The sequence below is a fragment of the Micromonospora psammae genome, from assembly GCF_036902725.1.
GTDB lineage: Bacteria > Actinomycetota > Actinomycetes > Mycobacteriales > Micromonosporaceae > Micromonospora.
Window position 1 is genome coordinate 142109 of record NZ_JBAKHM010000015.1, and the last position, 17681, is coordinate 159789.

Below are 17681 nucleotides of genomic sequence, written 5' to 3' on the forward strand. Positions count from 1 at the left end.
TCCGGGGGCCCCGATCAACCCCACTCAGCTCGACAGCCCGCAACCCCGCAGCCCGCGGCCCTCCGCCGGCAGCACCAGTCAGGAGAGCGACATGCGCAGACTCCTCCGACCCGTCCTCGGCGCGGCCACCGCCGTCCTCGCCGCCGTCGCCTGCACCATCCCGGCCAGCCCGGCGTCCGCCGCCGACGCCCCCTACGACGTGCTGGTCTTCTCCAAGACCGCCGGGTTCCGCCACGACTCCATCGCGGTCGGCACCCAGGCCATCCGTGACCTGGGGGCGGCGAACAGCTTCACCGTCACCGCCACCGAGGACGCCGCCGCCTTCACCACCGGCAACCTGGCCCAGTACGAGGCGGTCGTCTTCCTCAACACCACCGGCGACGTGCTCAACGCCACCCAGCAGACCGCCTTCGAGTCGTACATCGGCTCCGGCGGCGGCTTCGTCGGCGTGCACTCCGCCGCCGACACCGAGTACAACTGGTCGTTCTACGGCAACCTGGTCGGGGCGTACTTCGCCTCGCACCCGGCCATCCAGCAGGCGAACGTCAAGGTGGAGAACCGGGCGCACGCGGCCACCGCCCACCTGCCGCAGACCTGGACCCGCACCGACGAGTGGTACAACTACACCACCAACGCCCGGTCCACGGCCCGGGTGCTGGCCACCCTCGACGAGTCGTCCTACTCGGGCGGCTCGATGGGCGCCGACCACCCGCACGCCTGGTGCAAGACCTACAGCGGTGGCCGGGCCTTCTACACCGGCGGCGGCCACACCCAGGCGTCGTACTCGGAGGCGGCGTTCCGGGCCCACCTGCTCGGCGGCATCCGGTACGCGGCCGGCCGCACCAAGGCCGACTGCCGCGCCGAGACCGGCTACACCGCGCTCTACAACGGCTCCACCACCGGCTGGTCGCAGGCCGGGCCGGGCAGCTTCACCAACACCGACGCCACGCTGACCTCCGTTGGCGGGCTGGGCATGCTCTGGTACAGCGCGAAGGAGTTCACCAACTACTCGCTGAAGCTGGACTGGAAGCTCGCCGGGGACGACAACTCGGGCGTCTTCATCGGCTTCCCGCCGTCGAGCGACCCGTACTCGGCGGTCAACAACGGCTACGAGGTGCAGATCGACGCCACCGACGCCGCCGACCGCACCACCGGCGCGGTCTACACCTTCAAGTCCGCCGACCTCGCCGCGCGGGACGCGGCGCTGAACCCGCCGGGGGAGTGGAACACCTACGAGCTGCTCGTCGAGGGGGAGCGCCTCCAGATCTTCCTCAACGGGGCGAAGATCAACGACTTCACCAACACCAACCCGGCCCGCTCGCTCGCCGGCCACATCGGCATCCAGAACCACGGCAACGGCGACGACGTGTCGTTCCGCAACATCCGCATCAAGGAGTTGGGCTCCACTCCGGGCGGGAACACCACCGTCCAGGCCGAGTCGTTCAGCTCGGCCAGCGGGGTCCAGCCGTTCACCAAGGCCGGCGCCAACGGCGGGCAGACCCTCGGCTACATCGACCCGGGCGACTGGGCCGCGTACAACGGGGTGGACCTGACCGGGGTGGCCTCGTTCAAGGCCCGGGTGGTCTCCGGCGGAGCGGGCGGCACCATCCAGGTGCGTACCGGCTCCACCACCGGCACGGTGCTCGGCTCGGTCGCGGTGCCGAACACCGGTAGCTGGACCACCTACGCCGACGTCACGACGAACCTCAGCGGGGTGCCGTCCGGCACGCAGAACCTCTACCTGACCTTCACCGGCTCGGGTACCGGGCTCTTCGACGTGGACGACTTCACCCTGGTGAAGGGGTCCGGCACCGGCGGGACCGGCCCGATCAAGGGCTTGGCCGGCAAGTGCCTGGACGTGCGCAGCAGCGGCACCGCCGACGGCACCCAGATCCAGATCTACACCTGCAACGGCAGCACGGCGCAGACCTGGACGGTGACCCCGAACAGCACCGTCAAGGCCCTGGGCAAGTGCCTGGACGTCTCCGGCGGCGCCTCGGCCGACGGCACGAAGATCCAGCTCTGGACGTGCAACGGCTCGGGCGCGCAGAACTGGTCCGCCCAGGCCGACGGCACGCTGAAGAACCCGCAGTCGGGCAAGTGCCTCGACGTCTCCGGCAACAACTCCGCCGACGGCACCGCCGTGCACCTGTGGACCTGCCACACCGGCGCCAACCAGAAGTGGACCCTGCCCTGACCTGACCCGACATGAGCACCCGATCGCGGGGCCCCTGCCACGGCGGGGGCCCCGCGGTCCGTGCCGCTCCGGCCGGGTCCGACCGGGCCCGGCGGCGGCGCGCGGCGGTCCGACGTGCCAGCTCCGACGCCGGCCGGCTGCCGTACCTTGGCCGCATGGGGCACCTCGCGGACTGGCGTCGGGTGGCGCGGGCACACCCGACGGGGGCCGACGCGCTGCTGGCCGCCGCGAAGCGCTGGCCGGTGCTCGGCGCCAAGGTCGCGGTGCTCGCCGGCGTCTCCCTGGCGGTGCTGGCGCCCACCGCGCTGCTCACCTTCCTCGGCGGGCAGGGCATCCTCGGCGCGGAGGGCACCTCCCTCGGCGACGAGGGGGTGCTGCGGGCCGTTCTCGGCGCGGCCTGCTACCTGGCCGGGGTCGGCGTGCTCGGCATGGCGCTCGGCATGGCGCTCGGCGCGCTGCTGCGCAACACCGCCGGGGCGATCACCAGCGTGGTGGCGCTGCTGCTGGTGCTGCCCGGGCTGGTCTCGCTGCTGCCGGAGGGATGGTCGGACGCCATCTCCCCGTACCTGCCGTCGAGCGCCGGGCAGGCGTTCATGTCGATCTCGTCGCCGGACCTGCTCTCCCCGGGCGCCGGACTGGCGGTCCTCGCCGGCTGGTTGGTGGCCCTGCTCGGCGCGGCCGTGGTGCTGCTGCGCCGCCGCGACGCCTGAGCGCCCGTCGTGGGCCGGTGCGGGCTCTTCCGCACCGGCCCACGCGGTCCTAGAGTGGGGGCGGCGACCGTACGGTCGCCGGTGACCCGGCGGGAGGCGCAACCCGTCGGGCCCAGGTGCGTCCGCACCCACCGGCGAACCGGCGCGGCCGCCCGTGCACCGGCCACCCTCGCCCCGGTCCCGTTCAGGAATCCCCCTCACGACAGGGGAGACAGACGATGGCGCGACCGATCACGCTCTTCACCGGCCAGTGGGCCGATCTGCCGTTCGACGAGGTGTGCCGGCTCGCCTCCGAATGGGGCTACGACGGGCTGGAGATCGCCTGCTGGGGCGACCACTTCGAGGTCGACAAGGCCCTGGCCGACGACTCGTACGTCGAGCGCAAGCGGGAGACCCTGGCCAAGCACCACCTCCAGGTCCACGCGATCTCCAACCACCTCGTCGGCCAGGCGGTCTGCGACCACCCGATCGACGAGCGCCACCAGGGCATCCTGCCGCCCCGGATCTGGGGCGACGGCGAACCCGAGGGGGTACGCCGCCGCGCCGCCGAGGAGATGAAGGACACCGCCCGGGCGGCGGCGAAGCTCGGCGTCGACACGGTGATCGGCTTCACCGGCTCGTCCATCTGGCACACCCTGGCGATGTTCCCGCCGGTGCCGCCGGAGATGATCGAGCGCGGCTACCAGGACTTCGCCGACCGGTGGAACCCGATCCTGGACGTCTTCGACTCCGTCGGCGTGCGCTTCGCCCACGAGGTGCACCCCAGCGAGATCGCTTACGACTACTGGACCACCCGGCGCACCCTGGAGGCGATCGGGCACCGGCCCGCCTTCGGGCTGAACTGGGACCCGTCGCACTTCGTCTGGCAGGAGCTGGACCCGGTGAACTTCATCCTCGAGTTCGCCGACCGGATCTACCACGTCGACTGCAAGGACGCGAAGGTTCGCACCGGCGACGGCCGGCGGGGCCGGCTCTCCTCCCACCTGCCCTGGGCGGACCTGCGCCGGGGCTGGGACTTCGTCTCCACCGGGCACGGCGACGTGCCCTGGGAGGACTGCTTCCGGGCGCTGAACGCCATCGGGTACGCCGGGCCGATCTCCATCGAGTGGGAGGACGCCGGGATGGACCGGCTGGTCGGCGCGCCGGAGGCGTTGCAGTTCGTCCGCCGGCTCGCCTTCGACGCCCCGACGGCGGCCTTCGACGCCGCGTTCAGCAGCAAGGACTGACCCGGCCGGGCCCGGGCGGCCCGACCGACCCTGACCTCCCGCTTCGGTCGGGAGACCCCTCGGGTCGGTCGGGTCGCCCGGGGCGGTCATCCGGCGGCGAAGGCCTGTTCGCTGATCAACCGGGCCGCGCCCACCACGGCGGCCCGCTCGCCGAGGTCGGACAGGACGATCGGCATCGTCCCGGTGGTCAGCGGCGCCGACCGGCGGTAGACCACGGCCCGGATCTCGGCCAGCAGGGTGTGCCCGAGACCGTCCGGGGCGCCGCCGATGATCACGATGCCGGGGTTGACGAAGCTGACCAGCCCGACCAGCACCTGGCCCAGCCGGCGGGCGGCGTCCCGCACCACGGCCTGCACCGCCGGGTCGCCTCCCGCCGCCGCCCCGACGACGTCCGCCATGGTCAGGGTGCCGGCCTCGGCCAGCCGGTCGGCCAGGGCGGGGGAGCGGCCCGACCGCGCCGCGTCGAGCGCCGCGGCGACCAGCCCGGCCTCCCCGCAGTACGCCTCCAGGCACCCCGCCTCGCCGCAGCCGCAGCCCGGGCCGTCGTCGTCGAGCCGGAGGTGGGCGATGTCGCCGGCGCCGCTCGTCGCGCCCCGGTGCACCGCGCCCCGCAGCACCAGGCCGCAGCCGATCGCGTTGCCGAGCTTGACGTACAGGAAGTCGTCGAAGGTACGGCCGGTCCCGACGTGCTGCTCGCCGAGCGCCATCACGTTGGCGTCGTTGTCGACCAGCGTCGGGCAGCCCAGCTCGGCGCCGAGGGTGTCCCGCACCGGGAAGCCGTGCCAGCCGGGCAGGGCTCCGGGGGCGAGCGGGGTGCCCTCCCGGAAGGCGACCGGCCCCGGCAGGCCGACCCCGACCCCGGTGAGCTGCTCCAGGCCCAGCTCCGCCTGCAGCTTGCCGACCAGCTCCCCGGCCCGGGCGACCACCGGCCCCGGACCGGACCGGCCGTCCGCCGGCTCGCGGAGCTGCGCCAGCACGTTCAGTTCGCCGTCGGTGACGGCGACGGTGAGCCGGTCCGTGCCGATCACGACGCCGGCGAAGCGGACCGTGCCGGCGACGCGGAGCAGTGACGACCGTCGACCGCCGCGGGAGGCCGCCGGCCCGGCGGTCTCGACCAGGCCCAGCTCCACGAGCCGGTCCACCTCCGCGATCAGCCGCGACCGGGACAGGCCCACCGCGTCGCCCAGTTCCACCCGCGACCGCGGGCCGTCGTCGCGCAGCAGCCGCAGCAGTCGTGCCTGGTACGCGTTCTCCGGTCGGACGGGAACCATCGCCACCACCTCCTCCGGCCGGAGTCTGCCACGGCGGTGTTACGGCCGATGGCGCGAGTGGCCGCACCCGGCGTTCCGGGTGCGGCCACTCGATCGACGGTCGGGTCCGTCAGCCCCGCAGACCCGACATGTGCTGGTAGCTCACCTCGGCGTAGCGCAGCGAGCGGCCCGGGTCGGCGCTGCCGCCCGGCGCGTTGTCCTGCTCCCACATCGGGTTGTGGTAGCCCTTGGCACCCATGTTGGCGAAGAAGGTGCCGTAGTCGATGTCGCCCTGGCCGAGCGGCACCATGTCGTAACCGCTGGTGGTGTTCGGGTTGAACGCGCCGTCCTTGGCGTGGAACAGCGGGAACCGGATCGGCTGGGCCGCCACCGTGGCCAGCGGGTCGAAGACGTCGGTCCGCGTCACCCCGTCCGGGTCGGTGTAGCTGCGGAACCGGTGCTGGGCCACGTGCGCCCAGTAGATGTCCATCTCGAACCAGACGTACTCCGGGTCGGTGAGCCCGATGAAGTACTCCAGCTTGCGCACCCCGGAGGACCGGGTGGGCCGGCCCAGCGCGTCCAGCGGCCCGCTGTCGAGCAGGAAGTTGTACGCCGCGTCGTGGTTGTGCGTGTAGAGCTTGAGACCACGGGCGGCGGCCAGCTGGCCGAGGGTGTTCCACCGGTCCGCCGCCGCGTCCCAGTCGGCCTTGTAGTTGCTGCCGGTCGGGTCGTTGCCGGTGCCGATGTGGGTCATTCCCAGCGTCTCGGCGATGTCGAGCTGCTGCTCGAACGCGGCGAGGGTCGTCGGGTTGATGGTGCTCGGGATGGAGGCGTGCGAGCCGTTGGCCCGCAGCCCGTTGTCGTCGAGGATCTTGCGGATCTCGGCTGCGGTGATCTGCCGGCCCAGGATCGAGACGTGCTGGTTGTAGCCGGCGAACTCGACCTCCTTGTAGCCGATCTCGGCGAGCCGGGCGAGCACCCGCTCGAAGCCGTACGGCACCCCGGTGGCGTCCGGTGCCGCGCCGATGCGGTCCCGGACGCTGTAGAGGATGATGCCGCGCTTTCCGGTCGGCACGAGCAGTCCGTTCCCGGCGGCTCCGGCGGCGGGCGCCCAGCCGGCGGCCCCGACGGCGGCCGCGCCGGCGACGCCGGCGAAGGCGCCGAGGATCCGGCGACGGCTCATTCCGTGCTGTCTGTCGTTCATCTGCTGCTGCCCTTCTCGGTGCTGGTGACGGGTGGTTCGGGCCGGGGCCGCCGGGCGGCGGCCCCGGCCCCGGCGGCCGCTAGGGCGCGACGCCGATGCCCTGGCCGGCGAACTCGACCCAGTTGAGGTTGCCGAAACCACTGGTCGGGCCGCCGGGAACGGTCTTGAACACGAGGTAGAGCCGGTGCGTGCCGCCCGGGTCGGTGATCGGCACGGTGGTGCTGGTGAAGGCGTTGTTGCCGGTGGTCGCGTTGACCGTGGCGGTGGTCAGCAGCGGACCGGTGGGGGAGTCGAGCCGGAGTTCGACGCCGAACCGGGGCTGCCCGGCGGTGGCCGCGCTGCCGCCGGAGGTACGCAGCGTCACCGACTGCATGTCGTGCAGGTTGACGGTGTTGTTGACCGCGATCCAGTCGCCCGGGTCGAGGCTGCCGCGCTGCTGCCCGCCGCCGGTGTCCGCGCTGGTGCCGACGGTGGTGCCGGACTCGCTGGCGGCGAACTCGACCTCCTGCCGTTTGGCCTGGATGATCTGCTGGTCGACGGTGGTCAGCGCCGGCTGGCCGTTGGCGCCGCCGTCGGTGTACGACGCGCTGACCACGCCGTAGATGTAGCCGCCGTGGGACGCGTTGTCCGGATCGGTCGGCAGCACCCCGGAGCAGCCGAACTGGTTGGCCTCGCCGTGGCCGTGCTGGTCGTGCCCGAGGACGAAGGTCACCTCGACCTTGGCGCAGTCGACCGGCCCGTCCTCCGGGTCGGTGACCGTCACCGACCAGGGGATGTCGTCGCCCCAGCTGAAGAAGCCACCTTCCAGCGGGGTGGTGACCGTGACGGTCGGCGCGGTGTTGCCGACGGTGATGGTGGTGTTCGCCGACGCGCTCTTGCCGCTGGAGTCGGTCACCGTCAGCCGGGCGGTGTAGACCCCGTTGGCGGTGTAGGTGTGCGACGGGTTCGGGTCGACCGAGTCGGTGCTGCCGTTGCCGTCGAAGTCCCAGGCGAACGAGATCGAGTCCGCCGGGTCGGGGTCCTTGGAGCCCTCGCTGGAGAAGGCGACGGTCAGCGGCGCGAGGCCGTTGGTGGGCGTCGCCGTCAGCACGGCGTTCGGTGCCCGCAGCCCCTTGACGTAGCTGAACTTCAGCATCGCCGCGTCCGGGTTGACGTTGAAGAACCCGTCGCCGTACGTCAGCAGGTAGAAGTTGCCGTCCGCGCCCCAGCGCATGTCCATCGGGTTGTCGCAGAGGAACGGCTTGCTCGCCGTGGTGGGCGCCTGGCCACAGTTCAGCACGTTGTTGATCTTCAGGATGTCGCCCTTGGCGTCCAGCCGGACCTCCTTGAGGGTGTCCCGGGTGAACTCGCCGAAGAAGACCGCGCCGTCGTAGTACTCGGGGAACTTCGTCTCCGACCTCAGCTCCGGGTCGAAGTCGTAGCGGGCGGCCCCGTGCGGCCCGACACCACCGGTGCCGAGTTCGGGGAAGAGCACCGGGCAGGTCTGCGTCGGCGTCGACAGGTAGGACTCCGGGCACGGGGTCGGCGCCTGGAACGAGTACCAGAGCTCGGACCTCTCGACCGCCGGCAGGTCGGTCAGGCCGGTGTTGTGCCGGGAGGTGTTCCTCGGCGCCGCGCAGTCGAAGGGCGCGACCGGGGAGATCGGGCTGGTGGTCCAGTTCATCTCGACGTACGGCAGGTTCGGCTGCACACACATCGGCCAGCCGTAGTTCGCCGGCTTGTCGATCACCATCATCCGGCCGGTGCCCGCCGGTCCCCGGCCGACCGCGGCCGTCGAGGAGTCGGGGGAGTAGTCGGTGACGTACGCGACGTCGTTCTTGTCGAGGGTGATCCGGAACGGGTTCCGCAGCCCCATCGCGTAGATCTCCGGCCGGGTCCGCTCCGTGCCGGCCGGGAAGAGGTTGCCCGCCGGCACGGTGTACGAGCCGTCCGCCCCCACCGCGATCCGCAGCACCTTGCCCCGCAGGTCGTTGGTGTTGGTCGAGCTGCGCCGGGCGTCCGCGAACGGCGCCTGGTACACCCCGGTCGCGCTGACCGAGTCGTTGTGCGGCGAGAAGCCACCCGAGCCGCCCGCGCCCGACGGGGTGTCGTCCCCGGTGACCAGCCAGAGGTTGTTCTTCGAGTCGAATGCGATGTCGCCGGCCACGTGGCAGCAGGCGCCCCGGTCCACCGGCACCTGGAGGATCTTCTGCTCCGAGGCGAGGTCGAGTGAGGGTGTCTCACCGTCGACGAACTTGTACCGGGACAGCTGGAAGTATCCCTTCCACCGGTCCCAGGTGGCCGGGTCGGTGCTGGTGGTCGGCGCGCTTCCGGCCGGGGTGTCCAGCGGGGGCGCGTAGTACAGGTAGACCCACCGGTTGGTGGCGAAGTCCCGGTCGACCGCCGGGCCGTACATCCCGTCCTCGCTGTGGGTGTAGACCGGGATCTGGGCCAGCACGGTGGTCTCGTTGCTCTCCGGGTCGTGCAGGCGTACGCCACCGCGGCGGTCGGTCTGGATGACCCGGCCGTCGGGGAGCACGTCGAAGCCGATCGGCTCGTTGACGTTGGGCTGGGCCCCGATCACGGTCATCTGGTAGTTGGCCAGCACGGTCGCGCCGCAGTCGCCGTCGGTCACGCCGGCGGCCCACTGGATCGCCCCGCCGAGGTGGGCGCGCAGGTCGGTGCTGCCGAAGCTCTCCGGCGTCGCGCCGAGTCCGGTGTAGAAGGAGCGACCGCCCTGGTGGTCCTTGCACCAGGTGACCGGATGGTCGAAGCCCATCGACCCGCCGGCGTACGTCTTCTCGTCCACCGTGGCCAGCACGTGCGACACGCCGCGGACGTTGGTGGCGAAGTTGTACCAGCGGTCGGTGTGCCGCCACCGTTCCGGCAGCCGCTCGGAGGCGGGGTGCACCCGGTCGGCGACAGTGACGGTGGCCGGGCCCGACGCCGTGGCGGCGCCCGTCGCCCGGGTGCCCAGGACGTTGTCCAGGAAGGACCACCCGGGCTCGGCCTCGATGGCCGAGTGGACGCCGACGAAGCCGCCGCCGTCGCGGTAGTACTGCTCGAAGGCGGCCTGCTGGCCGTCGGTGAGGATGTCGCCGGCGGTGTTCAGGAACACCACGGCGCGGAACTGCTTGAGATGTGGCTCGTCGAACTTGCGGGCGTCGTCGGTCACCTCGACGGTGAACCGCCGGTCTTTGCCGAGCTGCCGGATCGCGTCGACGCCGGCGGCGGTGGCCGCGTGGCTGCCGTCGGCTGATCGGGTGAAGACGAGGACCTTGTAGTCGATGCCGTTGCTGGCGGGCGCCGGGGCGGCGAGCGCCGGTGTCGGCCGCGGTGGTGCGGTCGCGACGAGGGTCGCGCCGACGAGGGTGAGAAGGCTGAGGTAGGTGGTGGCTCTTCGGCCGGTCGGTCTGCGCATCGAACCTCGCTCTGGTCGGGCGGGTCCGCCTCAGCGCCGTCGCTGAGGAGGGTCGCTTCGAGTACCAAGAGCCTGGCCAGGTTCTACGCTGGACGATATTTGCGTCTGGGACCAAAGAGAAGAGTCTGAGAGCAGAAGTTTCCGAGGTTCGGTGCGAACTTTTGCTTCAAATCGCCAAAAGTGGCACCCGCGGGGTGGGCTGGGCCTGACCTGCGCCTTCTTCCGCCCTACGCGCCAGCGGGCCGGTCGTCGGATGACGACCGGCCCGCTGGAAGGTGCGCTCAGAGGGTGCTGGCGTTGGTCCCGGTGCCCGACGGCTTGGGCCGCGGGGTGGTGGCCGACGACGAGGTGGAGGAGCTGGACGAGGTGCCGCCCGACTTCGCGCCGATGGTGGCCGGCGTGCCCGCGAAGGCGTCGTCCGCCGCGGTCAGCTCCTGCTTGTTGCCGTTGCCGGTGCCGAGCTTCTCGCCCAGCTTGGACTGGCCGAGCTTGTCCTTGCCCTCGCTGTAGAGCCGGGTCGCCTGGGCCTGTGCGACGCCCGCCGCCTCCTGGACGGTCGGGTGGTCGAGCACCTTGCGGCCCTTGACGACCAACTCTTCGTACTTCTCCCGGCCGGCACGGGCGCCCAGGACGAAGCCCGCAGCCAGCCCGCCAAGGAACATGATCTTTCCGCGCATGGCGGCTCCTTTCGTACCTGACGCTCCGCCGTTCCCGCCCGCAGATCCGGTCGGGACCGACCATGTCGCGCCCTAGTCCTCTGTCGGCAGCTAACTACCCATCCTGCTCCGCGCTCATGCCTGCTTGTGCCGTGATGACGATTTGTCTACCTTTATTCCTTCCGGGCGCGGTGCTGGGCGGCGTGGGCCGGTGGAGGTAACCCCCTGGACCAGACCCCCCGGGAATCCTGTACTCTTGTGCCGTCGCCGAGCGCCGGAGGGATCCGGGGCGCGGAGACAAGCGGTCCCCCGTAGCTCAATTGGCAGAGCAGCCGGCTGTTAACCGGCAGGTTTTTGGTTCGAGTCCAAACGGGGGAGCTTCAGCTCCACCCCACGCCCGTCGGCCCCGCCGGCGGGCGTTTCTGGTTCCTCCGTCCGGTCGCCCGCCACGGATGGGCCGTCCCCGCGCCGCCGACCCTCACCCTCGGACCGCGGCCCTGCGCCTCGGACGCCGTCGCCCGTCGCCTCGGGTCATCCCGCTTCGCCTCGGACGCCGCCGCCCGTCCGGGCCATCCGGCTTCGCTTCATCTCGGACGCCGCCGCCTGTCGCGCGGGCCGTCCCGCTTCGCTCTGGACCTGATGGGGCCCTGCGCGCGGTCGGGCGCTCGGGCTCGGCGGGCCCGGTTTGCGGCGTGTGGGGCCATCCCTCCGGCGCGACACCCCGACACGCCACAAAGCGGGGTGGGGCCCGCCGAGTGGCCGGGTCGGGCGAGCTGTGCGGTGGGCGGTTTCCGTAACGTCGGGCGCGCTCGGGCGGCAGGATGGTCGATGTCGACTTAGACTCCCGCTGCGTCGATTGGTGCGTCGATTCAAGGGTGGGTGGAGATGGCCGGAAGACGGGGCCGCGGCACCGCCACGCTGATCGCGGTGGCGGTGGTGCTGGGTTGGCTGGTGATCGGCGGCGTCGCCGGGCCGTACTCCGGCAAGCTCGGCGAGGTCGCGACCAACGACAACGCCTCCTTCCTGCCCACCGACGCCGAGGCGACCCGGGCCCAGGAGCTGGCCGCCGGCTTCGTGGAGCGGCAGGCCACCCCCGCGCTGGTGGTCTACGAACGCACCGCCGGCATCACCGACACGGACCGGCGGCGGGCCGCCGCCGACGCCGCCCGGTTCGCCGGCGTCCCGGGGGTGATCGGGCCGGTGTCGCCCCCCGTCCCCAGCCAGGACGGCCAGGCGTTGCAGGTGGTCGTACCGATCGACGACGCCGAGGGCGAACAGGTCGGCCAGGTGGTCGACGAGCTGCGGGCCATCGCCGGAGCCGACCGGGACGGCCTCACCGTGGACGTCGCCGGCCCGGCCGGCCTGCTCGCCGACCTGATCGAGGTGTTCGGCGCGATCGACGGGCCGCTGCTGCTGGTCACCCTGGTCGTGGTGCTGGTCATCCTGCTGGTCGTCTACCGCAGCCCGGTGCTGTGGATCTTCCCGCTGCTCGCCGCCGGCATGTCGTACGCGCTGGCGTCGGTCTTCATCTACCACCTCGCCGAGCAGGATGTGATCAAGTTGAACGGGCAGGCGCAGGGCATCCTCACCGTGCTCGTCTTCGGCGCCGGCACCGACTACGCGCTGCTGCTGATTGCCCGCTACCGGGAGGAACTGCACCGCCACGAGCGCCCCTGGGACGCCATGAAGACGGCCTGGCGGGGGGCCGCGCCGGCCATCATCGCCTCCGGCGCGACCGTCATCGTCAGCCTGCTCTGCCTGCTGCTGTCCAGCCTCAACTCCAACCGCGCCCTCGGTCCCGTCTCCGCCGTCGGCATCGCCGCCACCCTGCTGGTGATGCTCACCTTCCTGCCCGCGCTGCTGCTGCTCGGCGGCCGGTGGGCGTTCTGGCCGCGCCGGCCGGAGCTGGACCGGGCCGACCCACGGACCGAACACGGCATCTGGAGCCGGGTCGCCGGCTTCGTGGCCCGCCGGGCCCGGCCGGTCTGGGTGGTCACCGCCGTCGCGCTGGCCGCGCTCACCCTCGGCCTGACCCAGCTCGGCGCCACCACCCTCGGCCAGTCCGACCTGTTCACCGAACGCACCGAGTCGGTGGCCGGGCAGGAGGTGATCGCCCGGCACTACCCGGCCGGCACCGGCAGCCCGGCCACCATCTTCGCCAACCAGCAGACCGCCCGGCAGATCGCCCAGGTGGCCCAGGGCGTGCCCGGGGTGGCCGCCGTCCGCCCCGTCACCGCCGGCGGCCAGACCGGACCGCCGGACCCGAACGCGCCACCCAAGGTGGTCGACGGCCGGGTGCAACTGGAGGCCACCCTGGCCGACCCGCCGGACAGCGACGGCGCGGAGCAGGCCATCCGGGACCTCCGCAGGGCGGTGCACGAGGTGCCCGGCGCCGACTCGGTGGTCGGCGGATTCACCGCGATCAACGTGGACACCGCCGCCGCGTCCACCCGCGACCGCAACGTGATCATCCCGGTGGTGCTGGTGGTGATCGCCGTCATCCTGGCCCTGCTGCTGCGCGCCCTGCTGGCCCCGGTGCTGCTCATCGCGACCGTGGTGCTGTCGTTCCTCGCCACGCTCGGCCTCTGCGCGCTGATCTTCAGGTACGTCTTCGACTTCCCCGGGGTCGACCAGTCCTTCCCGCTCTTCGCCTTCGTCTTCCTCGTCGCCCTCGGCATCGACTACAACATCTTCCTGATGAGCCGGGTCCGCGAGGAATCCGTCCGGCGGGGCACCCGGGCGGGCGTGCTGACCGGTCTCGCCGTAACCGGGGGCGTGATCACCTCCGCCGGCGTCGTGCTCGCCGCGACCTTCTCCGCGCTCGCCGTACTCCCGCTGGTGGTGCTGGTCGAGCTCGGCGTGGCGGTCGCCGTGGGCGTGCTCCTGGACACCATCGTCGTCCGCTCACTGCTGGTGCCCGCGCTGTCGTACGACATCGGGCCGAAGATCTGGTGGCCCAGCCGGCTGGCGCGGACGGCCCGGACCCCGACGGAGGTCGGCGATGCTCGCTGAGACGGACGTCGTCATCGTCGGCGGCGGCCTGGCCGGGCTGGCCGCCGCCCGGCGGCTGCACCGCGCCGGCGTGCCCTGGCGGCTGCTGGAGGCCGGCGACCGGCTCGGCGGCCGGGTCGCCACCGACGCCGTCGACGGCTACCTGCTCGACCGCGGGTTCCAGGTGCTCAACACGGCCTACCCGCGCCTCGGCACCCTGCTCGACGTCGACACCCTCGACCTGCGCTGGTTCACCTCCGGCGTGCTGGTACGCCGCGGCGACCGCCTCGACCGGCTGGTCAACCCGCTGCGCGAGCCCACCGGCGCGCCCCGCACCGCGCTGGCCGGCGTCGGCTCGCTGCTCGACCGGGTGCGCTTCGCCGCGCTGGCCGCCGGCTGCGCCACCCTGCCGAAGAACCGACTGCTCACCGCCCCGGAGACCACCAGCGAAGCGGCGCTGCGCCGGGCCGGGCTTTCCGACGCCATCATCGAGCAGCTGATCCGGCCGTTCCTCTCCGGCGTGCTCATCGACCGGGAACTGGAGACCTCCAGCCACGTGCTCGCGATGGTCCTGCGCTCGTTCGCCCGAGGCCGGATCGGCCTGCCCGCGCGGGGGATGGGTGAACTGCCCCGGAAGATCGCCGACCCGCTGCCGGCCGACCTGATCGAACTGGACACCCCGGTCGCCGAGGTGGTGCCCGGCCGGGTCCGCACCCAGGCCGGCGACATCGGCTGCCGCGCCGTCGTGGTCGCCGTGGACCCGCCGGCGGCGACCACGCTGCTGCCCACCCTGGCCCCGGTACGCATGCACGGCTACACGACCTACTACCACAGCACCGCCGAGCCGCCGCTGACCGAGCCGATCCTCCTGATCGACGGCGACCGTCGGGAGCTGGTCGCCAACACCGTGGTGATCAGCAACGCCGCGCCCACCTACGCGCCCGCCGGGTGGCACCTGGTGGCCACCTCGGTCGTCGGGCCGTCCGCCCCGCCCGAGCCCGCCGTCCGGGCCGAACTGGAGCGGCTCTACGGCCGGTCCACCGCCGACTGGGAGCACCTGACCACCGTCACCATCCCCGCCGCGCTGCCCGCCGCGCCCCCGCCGCAGGGCCGGCTGCGCAAGCCGGTCGCGCTGGGCGACGGGCTCTTCGTCGCCGGCGACCACCGGGACAGCCCGTCCATCCAGGGCGCGCTGGCCAGCGGTTGGCGGACGGCCGGAGCGGTACTCGCGGAGCTGCGCGCGACGGGCTGAGCGCGGAGCGCCGCACGGGCGCTGCGGACTGTTATCCTCGCGTAGCCCATCGTGCGGATCGAGGGTTTCTCGGCCTGTTCGGTGGTGGCCGGTGATCCGTTGTGCGGGTTACGATCCGGCGCGGTATCGGGGCGGTAGCTCAGCGGGTTAGAGCAGGGGACTCATAATCCCTCGGTCGCGGGTTCGAGTCCCGCCCGCCCCACCACGTGAACACCCAGCTCGGTCATGCTGCCGACGACCCGGACGCACCGCATCGAGGTCCGGACCGACGCCCTCAGTCCGCACTGAGTCCGCAGCAGCACGCCCCGCCGGCCGGTCGAGGCGGTCCGCCACCTGGTCCAGGTCGTCCTCGAAGAGGTCCGCGTACACGTCCAGCGTCATGGCCGCCGAGGCGTGCCCGAGCATCCGCTGCACCGCCTTGACGTTGGCGCCCTCGGCCACCGCGAGACTGGCCGCCGTGTGTCGCAGTTCGTGCGGGGTCAGGCCGGCGAGACCGATCGACTCCGCAGCCCGATCGAGACAGGGCGGGTGCAGACGCCGTAGTCGGCCGCGAGGTCGGCGACGACGTCGACGGAGCGGGGCATGAGCATGCGGGCGGCCCGCGAGCCGGGCCTTGGCTCCACCGCCGGGGGGGGCGAGGCCGGGCAGGGTCGGCATGATGGTCATGCGGCAGCTCCCGTCAAGTCGGCCAAGAGCGGCGATTGAGTCCGGGTAGCGGGGCGACGGTGGGAAGTGGTGTCACCAGGCCTGGGCGCTACGGTTTCGGCGTGATCAGTGACGAAGGTTCCCGCCTGGGAGTCGCGGCGGCGGGGCGGCGCCGCTCTCGGCTGTTGCCGTATTGACAAGGGGTTGACCGATGCGGAGTTCGACCGCATCGAGCGCGAGTACGGGTTCGAGTTCGCCGATGACCACCGCGCGTTTCTGGCCGCCGGCCTTCCGGTGTGGAAGCCGTACACGGAGGGGCAGACGTGGGATCGCCCCTGGCCCGACTGGCGCAACGGGGATCCGGACGCGCTTCGCGAGCACCTGTCCTGGCCGGTCGACTGCCTGCTCCGGGATGTCCAGCACGGGCATTGGCAACATGAGTGGGGAACCCGTCCCGCGACACCGGAGGAGGCAGTCGAGGTGGCGCGTGCCCGGCTTACCGACGTTCCGAAGATGGTTCCGGTGTATGCGCACCGTTTCCTCCCCGCCGGACACGGAACCTTCGCTCACCCGGTTCTGTCGATGCGCGGGTGGGACATCATTTACTACGGGACCGATCTGCTTGACTACATCTGCCAGGAGTTCGAGGAACCACGCCCCGAGCGGACCGACAACTGGAACCCACAAGCCACCGTGCCGTTCTGGCGCGACTACCTCTGAGCAGAAGGCGTGCGGGCTCATCGCCGCACCCCCGGGCACGAGGTGAGGCCGCGAACTCTGACCAGCGGGCGTGGATCGCCAGTGGCGTGGTCGTCCCGTCGCGGGTCGAACACCCCGACCCCCGTGCGGGTGGTCGCGGAGGACCCCGGTCGGTTTCGGCCCCATGTGAGCGTCGCCTACCTAACCGCCGCTGGCCCAGCCGAGCCATACATAGAGGCCGTGCGCTCCATTAAGCCTGAGGCTGCCGTCGTCACGATCAGCCACGTCGACCTGATCGAGATGCACCGGGACCGGCGCATGTATGAGTGGCAAATCGTCACCCGGATGCCGCTCAACTAGTTACCGGCGGTGTTCGTCGCCCTCCAGGGCGGCGCGAGCGGTTGCCGATTCTGCTCTATCAGATCAAGGCGGCCCGCGAAGCGGGCCGCGCCGGCCCGGCCCCGGCCTGCTGGCGACCTCCGGCCGGCATCGGCCGGGCCGGCCGGCCCACTGGCGGAGGGCCAAAGGGCATGAAGGGCTGAGGCGGGACGATCGCCGTCGGGGTTGCTCTCCGATGAGGGCGGGGCGATCGCTGCCGCGCAGCGGAGCTGCTTGCCTCCGAGTCTCGTGCGCGCCGTCTGCGGTTCGATGACGACGAGGAGCTGGGCGTGACCCATCCCCCAAGTGCCCGATCCTCTACGCCACCCGGCCGGTGTCAAGGGCGCTGCGCGTCGGCACGCCGATGGCCTACGGCCACCCTTGACCCCGACCGGGTGCCGCAGTCCTTGGCACCGATCCGGGGGATGGGGGCAGACTGGCGGCCATCCGTCCGAGGAGGCTTGGACGTCATGTTGATCAGAAAGGGCAGTCTTGGACGCAGACAGCGACCAATCAACGGTGACGGTTCCACTCGACCAGGCGATTGAGGTAGCTCGCTTGCTTGAGTGCCTCACCGTCTCGCTTGATCGGATCGGTTCACGGATGGCGGGCGGGGATGCAGGCGCCGAGGCCCTCGACCGATTCATCACCGAGTGGCTCGTCGGCCCTCAGGTTTCTCGGGCACGGATGGTCCTGTGGGATGCCGTCAGTCAGGTGATCGGTGAGGAAGCGGTGGCGGAGATCGCTGAAGCGGTGCCCCGCTTCCCGGACGCCCCTCCTGAGGAGGTGCGACGGCTTCGGCAGGAGCGGTCGGCGTGGCAAGAGGCATGTGGTGAGCCACCGCCCGGGGGGACCGAGAGGGACGGGAGCTAAGGGGGGCGTACGTGGGCTGGCCGTGGCCGGCATGGGCCATCCATGGGCCAGTAACCGTGGCGCGCAGCGGGCACGAGCGGGCACGAGACGCAACCGAGTCGACCGCCGGCCGCACGCGTTTCGGGCATCACGACCGCTTGAGCACGCTCTTTCAAACTGACGGTCTGAGTTCCGCGCGGGCAGACTGAAATTAGTCTCCA

The 17681-nt window shown here is 71.9% G+C and carries 10 protein-coding genes, 2 tRNA genes and 1 pseudogene; 8 read left to right on the forward strand and 5 right to left on the reverse strand.

The features are described from left to right. Positions 1-91: 91 nt before the first annotated feature. The 3 genes from V6U79_RS18960 to V6U79_RS18970 all read left to right on the forward strand — a co-directional run bounded on the left by V6U79_RS18960 (position 92) and on the right by V6U79_RS18970 (position 4133). Entirely contained in the window at positions 92-2197 is a 2106-nt protein-coding gene (locus V6U79_RS18960) for a ThuA domain-containing protein (protein ID WP_334615341.1), read from the forward strand. 155 nt (positions 2198-2352) lie between these two features. Next, a complete protein-coding gene (locus tag V6U79_RS18965) occupies positions 2353-2907 on the forward strand; it encodes an ABC transporter permease family protein (protein WP_334615342.1) in 555 nt (184 codons plus the stop codon). A 218-nt stretch (positions 2908-3125) separates the two neighbouring features. Next, positions 3126-4133: a sugar phosphate isomerase/epimerase family protein gene (locus V6U79_RS18970; RefSeq protein ID WP_334528835.1), complete on the forward strand. Its 1008-nt coding sequence runs from the start codon at positions 3126-3128 to the stop codon at positions 4131-4133. Positions 4134-4219: 86 nt separating this feature from the next. Here the strand turns inward: V6U79_RS18970 and V6U79_RS18975 are convergent, their stop codons facing one another. The 4 genes from V6U79_RS18975 to V6U79_RS18990 form a co-directional block, all read right to left on the reverse strand. Beyond that, on the reverse strand, positions 4220-5404 hold the full coding sequence (locus V6U79_RS18975; RefSeq protein ID WP_334615343.1) for an ROK family transcriptional regulator: 1185 nt from the start codon (positions 5402-5404) through the stop codon (positions 4220-4222). 109 nt (positions 5405-5513) lie between these two features. Then, entirely contained in the window at positions 5514-6587 is a 1074-nt protein-coding gene (locus tag V6U79_RS18980; protein WP_334528818.1) for a sugar phosphate isomerase/epimerase family protein, read from the reverse strand. Between the two features lie 79 nt (positions 6588-6666). Then, the gene (locus tag V6U79_RS18985; protein WP_334615344.1) at positions 6667-9987 is read right to left on the reverse strand and encodes a ThuA domain-containing protein; all 3321 of its coding nucleotides are present in this window, start codon (positions 9985-9987) and stop codon (positions 6667-6669) included. A 281-nt stretch (positions 9988-10268) separates the two neighbouring features. Next, positions 10269-10664 (reverse strand): hypothetical protein, encoded by a 396-nt coding sequence (locus tag V6U79_RS18990; RefSeq protein ID WP_334528813.1) that lies wholly within the window; start codon positions 10662-10664, stop codon positions 10269-10271. Positions 10665-10948: 284 nt separating this feature from the next. On the opposite strand from V6U79_RS18990, the gene V6U79_RS18995 reads away from it, so the two are divergent. From V6U79_RS18995 to V6U79_RS19010, 4 genes are all read left to right on the forward strand, one after another. After that, positions 10949-11021: transfer RNA gene (locus V6U79_RS18995), tRNA-Asn, on the forward strand. 507 nt (positions 11022-11528) lie between these two features. Then, positions 11529-13655, forward strand: a complete 2127-nt coding sequence (locus V6U79_RS19000; protein ID WP_334615345.1) for an MMPL family transporter — start codon at positions 11529-11531, stop codon at positions 13653-13655. Next, the gene (locus tag V6U79_RS19005) at positions 13645-14886 is read left to right on the forward strand and encodes an NAD(P)/FAD-dependent oxidoreductase (RefSeq protein ID WP_334615346.1); all 1242 of its coding nucleotides are present in this window, start codon (positions 13645-13647) and stop codon (positions 14884-14886) included. Before V6U79_RS19000 ends, V6U79_RS19005 begins: the two co-directional genes overlap by 11 nt. A gap of 128 nt (positions 14887-15014) precedes the next feature. Beyond that, positions 15015-15091, forward strand: a tRNA-Ile gene (locus tag V6U79_RS19010). Between the two features lie 209 nt (positions 15092-15300). On the opposite strand, the pseudogene V6U79_RS19015 reads toward V6U79_RS19010, so the two are convergent. Then, positions 15301-15552, reverse strand: a pseudogene (locus tag V6U79_RS19015) (hypothetical protein); the annotation flags it as partial. Positions 15553-15660: 108 nt separating this feature from the next. On the opposite strand from V6U79_RS19015, the gene V6U79_RS19020 reads away from it, so the two are divergent. After that, complete coding sequence (locus V6U79_RS19020) at positions 15661-16251, forward strand: hypothetical protein (protein WP_334615347.1); 591 nt, start codon at positions 15661-15663, stop codon at positions 16249-16251. Positions 16252-17681: the final 1430 nt, after the last annotated feature.

What these genes read in the sequence shown, in the direction of transcription:
- V6U79_RS19000 (WP_334615345.1), top strand. Translation starts at nt 11,529, where the DNA reads ATGGCCGGAAGACGGGGCCGCGGCACCGCCACGCTGATCGCGGTGGCG.
- V6U79_RS18965 (WP_334615342.1), top strand. Translation starts at nt 2,353, where the DNA reads ATGGGGCACCTCGCGGACTGGCGTCGGGTGGCGCGGGCACACCCGACG.
- V6U79_RS18975 (WP_334615343.1), bottom strand. Translation starts at nt 5,404, where the DNA reads ATGGTTCCCGTCCGACCGGAGAACGCGTACCAGGCACGACTGCTGCGG.
- V6U79_RS19005 (WP_334615346.1), top strand. Translation starts at nt 13,645, where the DNA reads ATGCTCGCTGAGACGGACGTCGTCATCGTCGGCGGCGGCCTGGCCGGG.
- V6U79_RS18970 (WP_334528835.1), top strand. Translation starts at nt 3,126, where the DNA reads ATGGCGCGACCGATCACGCTCTTCACCGGCCAGTGGGCCGATCTGCCG.
- V6U79_RS18990 (WP_334528813.1), bottom strand. Translation starts at nt 10,664, where the DNA reads ATGCGCGGAAAGATCATGTTCCTTGGCGGGCTGGCTGCGGGCTTCGTC.
- V6U79_RS18985 (WP_334615344.1), bottom strand. Translation starts at nt 9,987, where the DNA reads ATGCGCAGACCGACCGGCCGAAGAGCCACCACCTACCTCAGCCTTCTC.
- V6U79_RS18960 (WP_334615341.1), top strand. Translation starts at nt 92, where the DNA reads ATGCGCAGACTCCTCCGACCCGTCCTCGGCGCGGCCACCGCCGTCCTC.
- V6U79_RS18980 (WP_334528818.1), bottom strand. Translation starts at nt 6,587, where the DNA reads ATGAACGACAGACAGCACGGAATGAGCCGTCGCCGGATCCTCGGCGCC.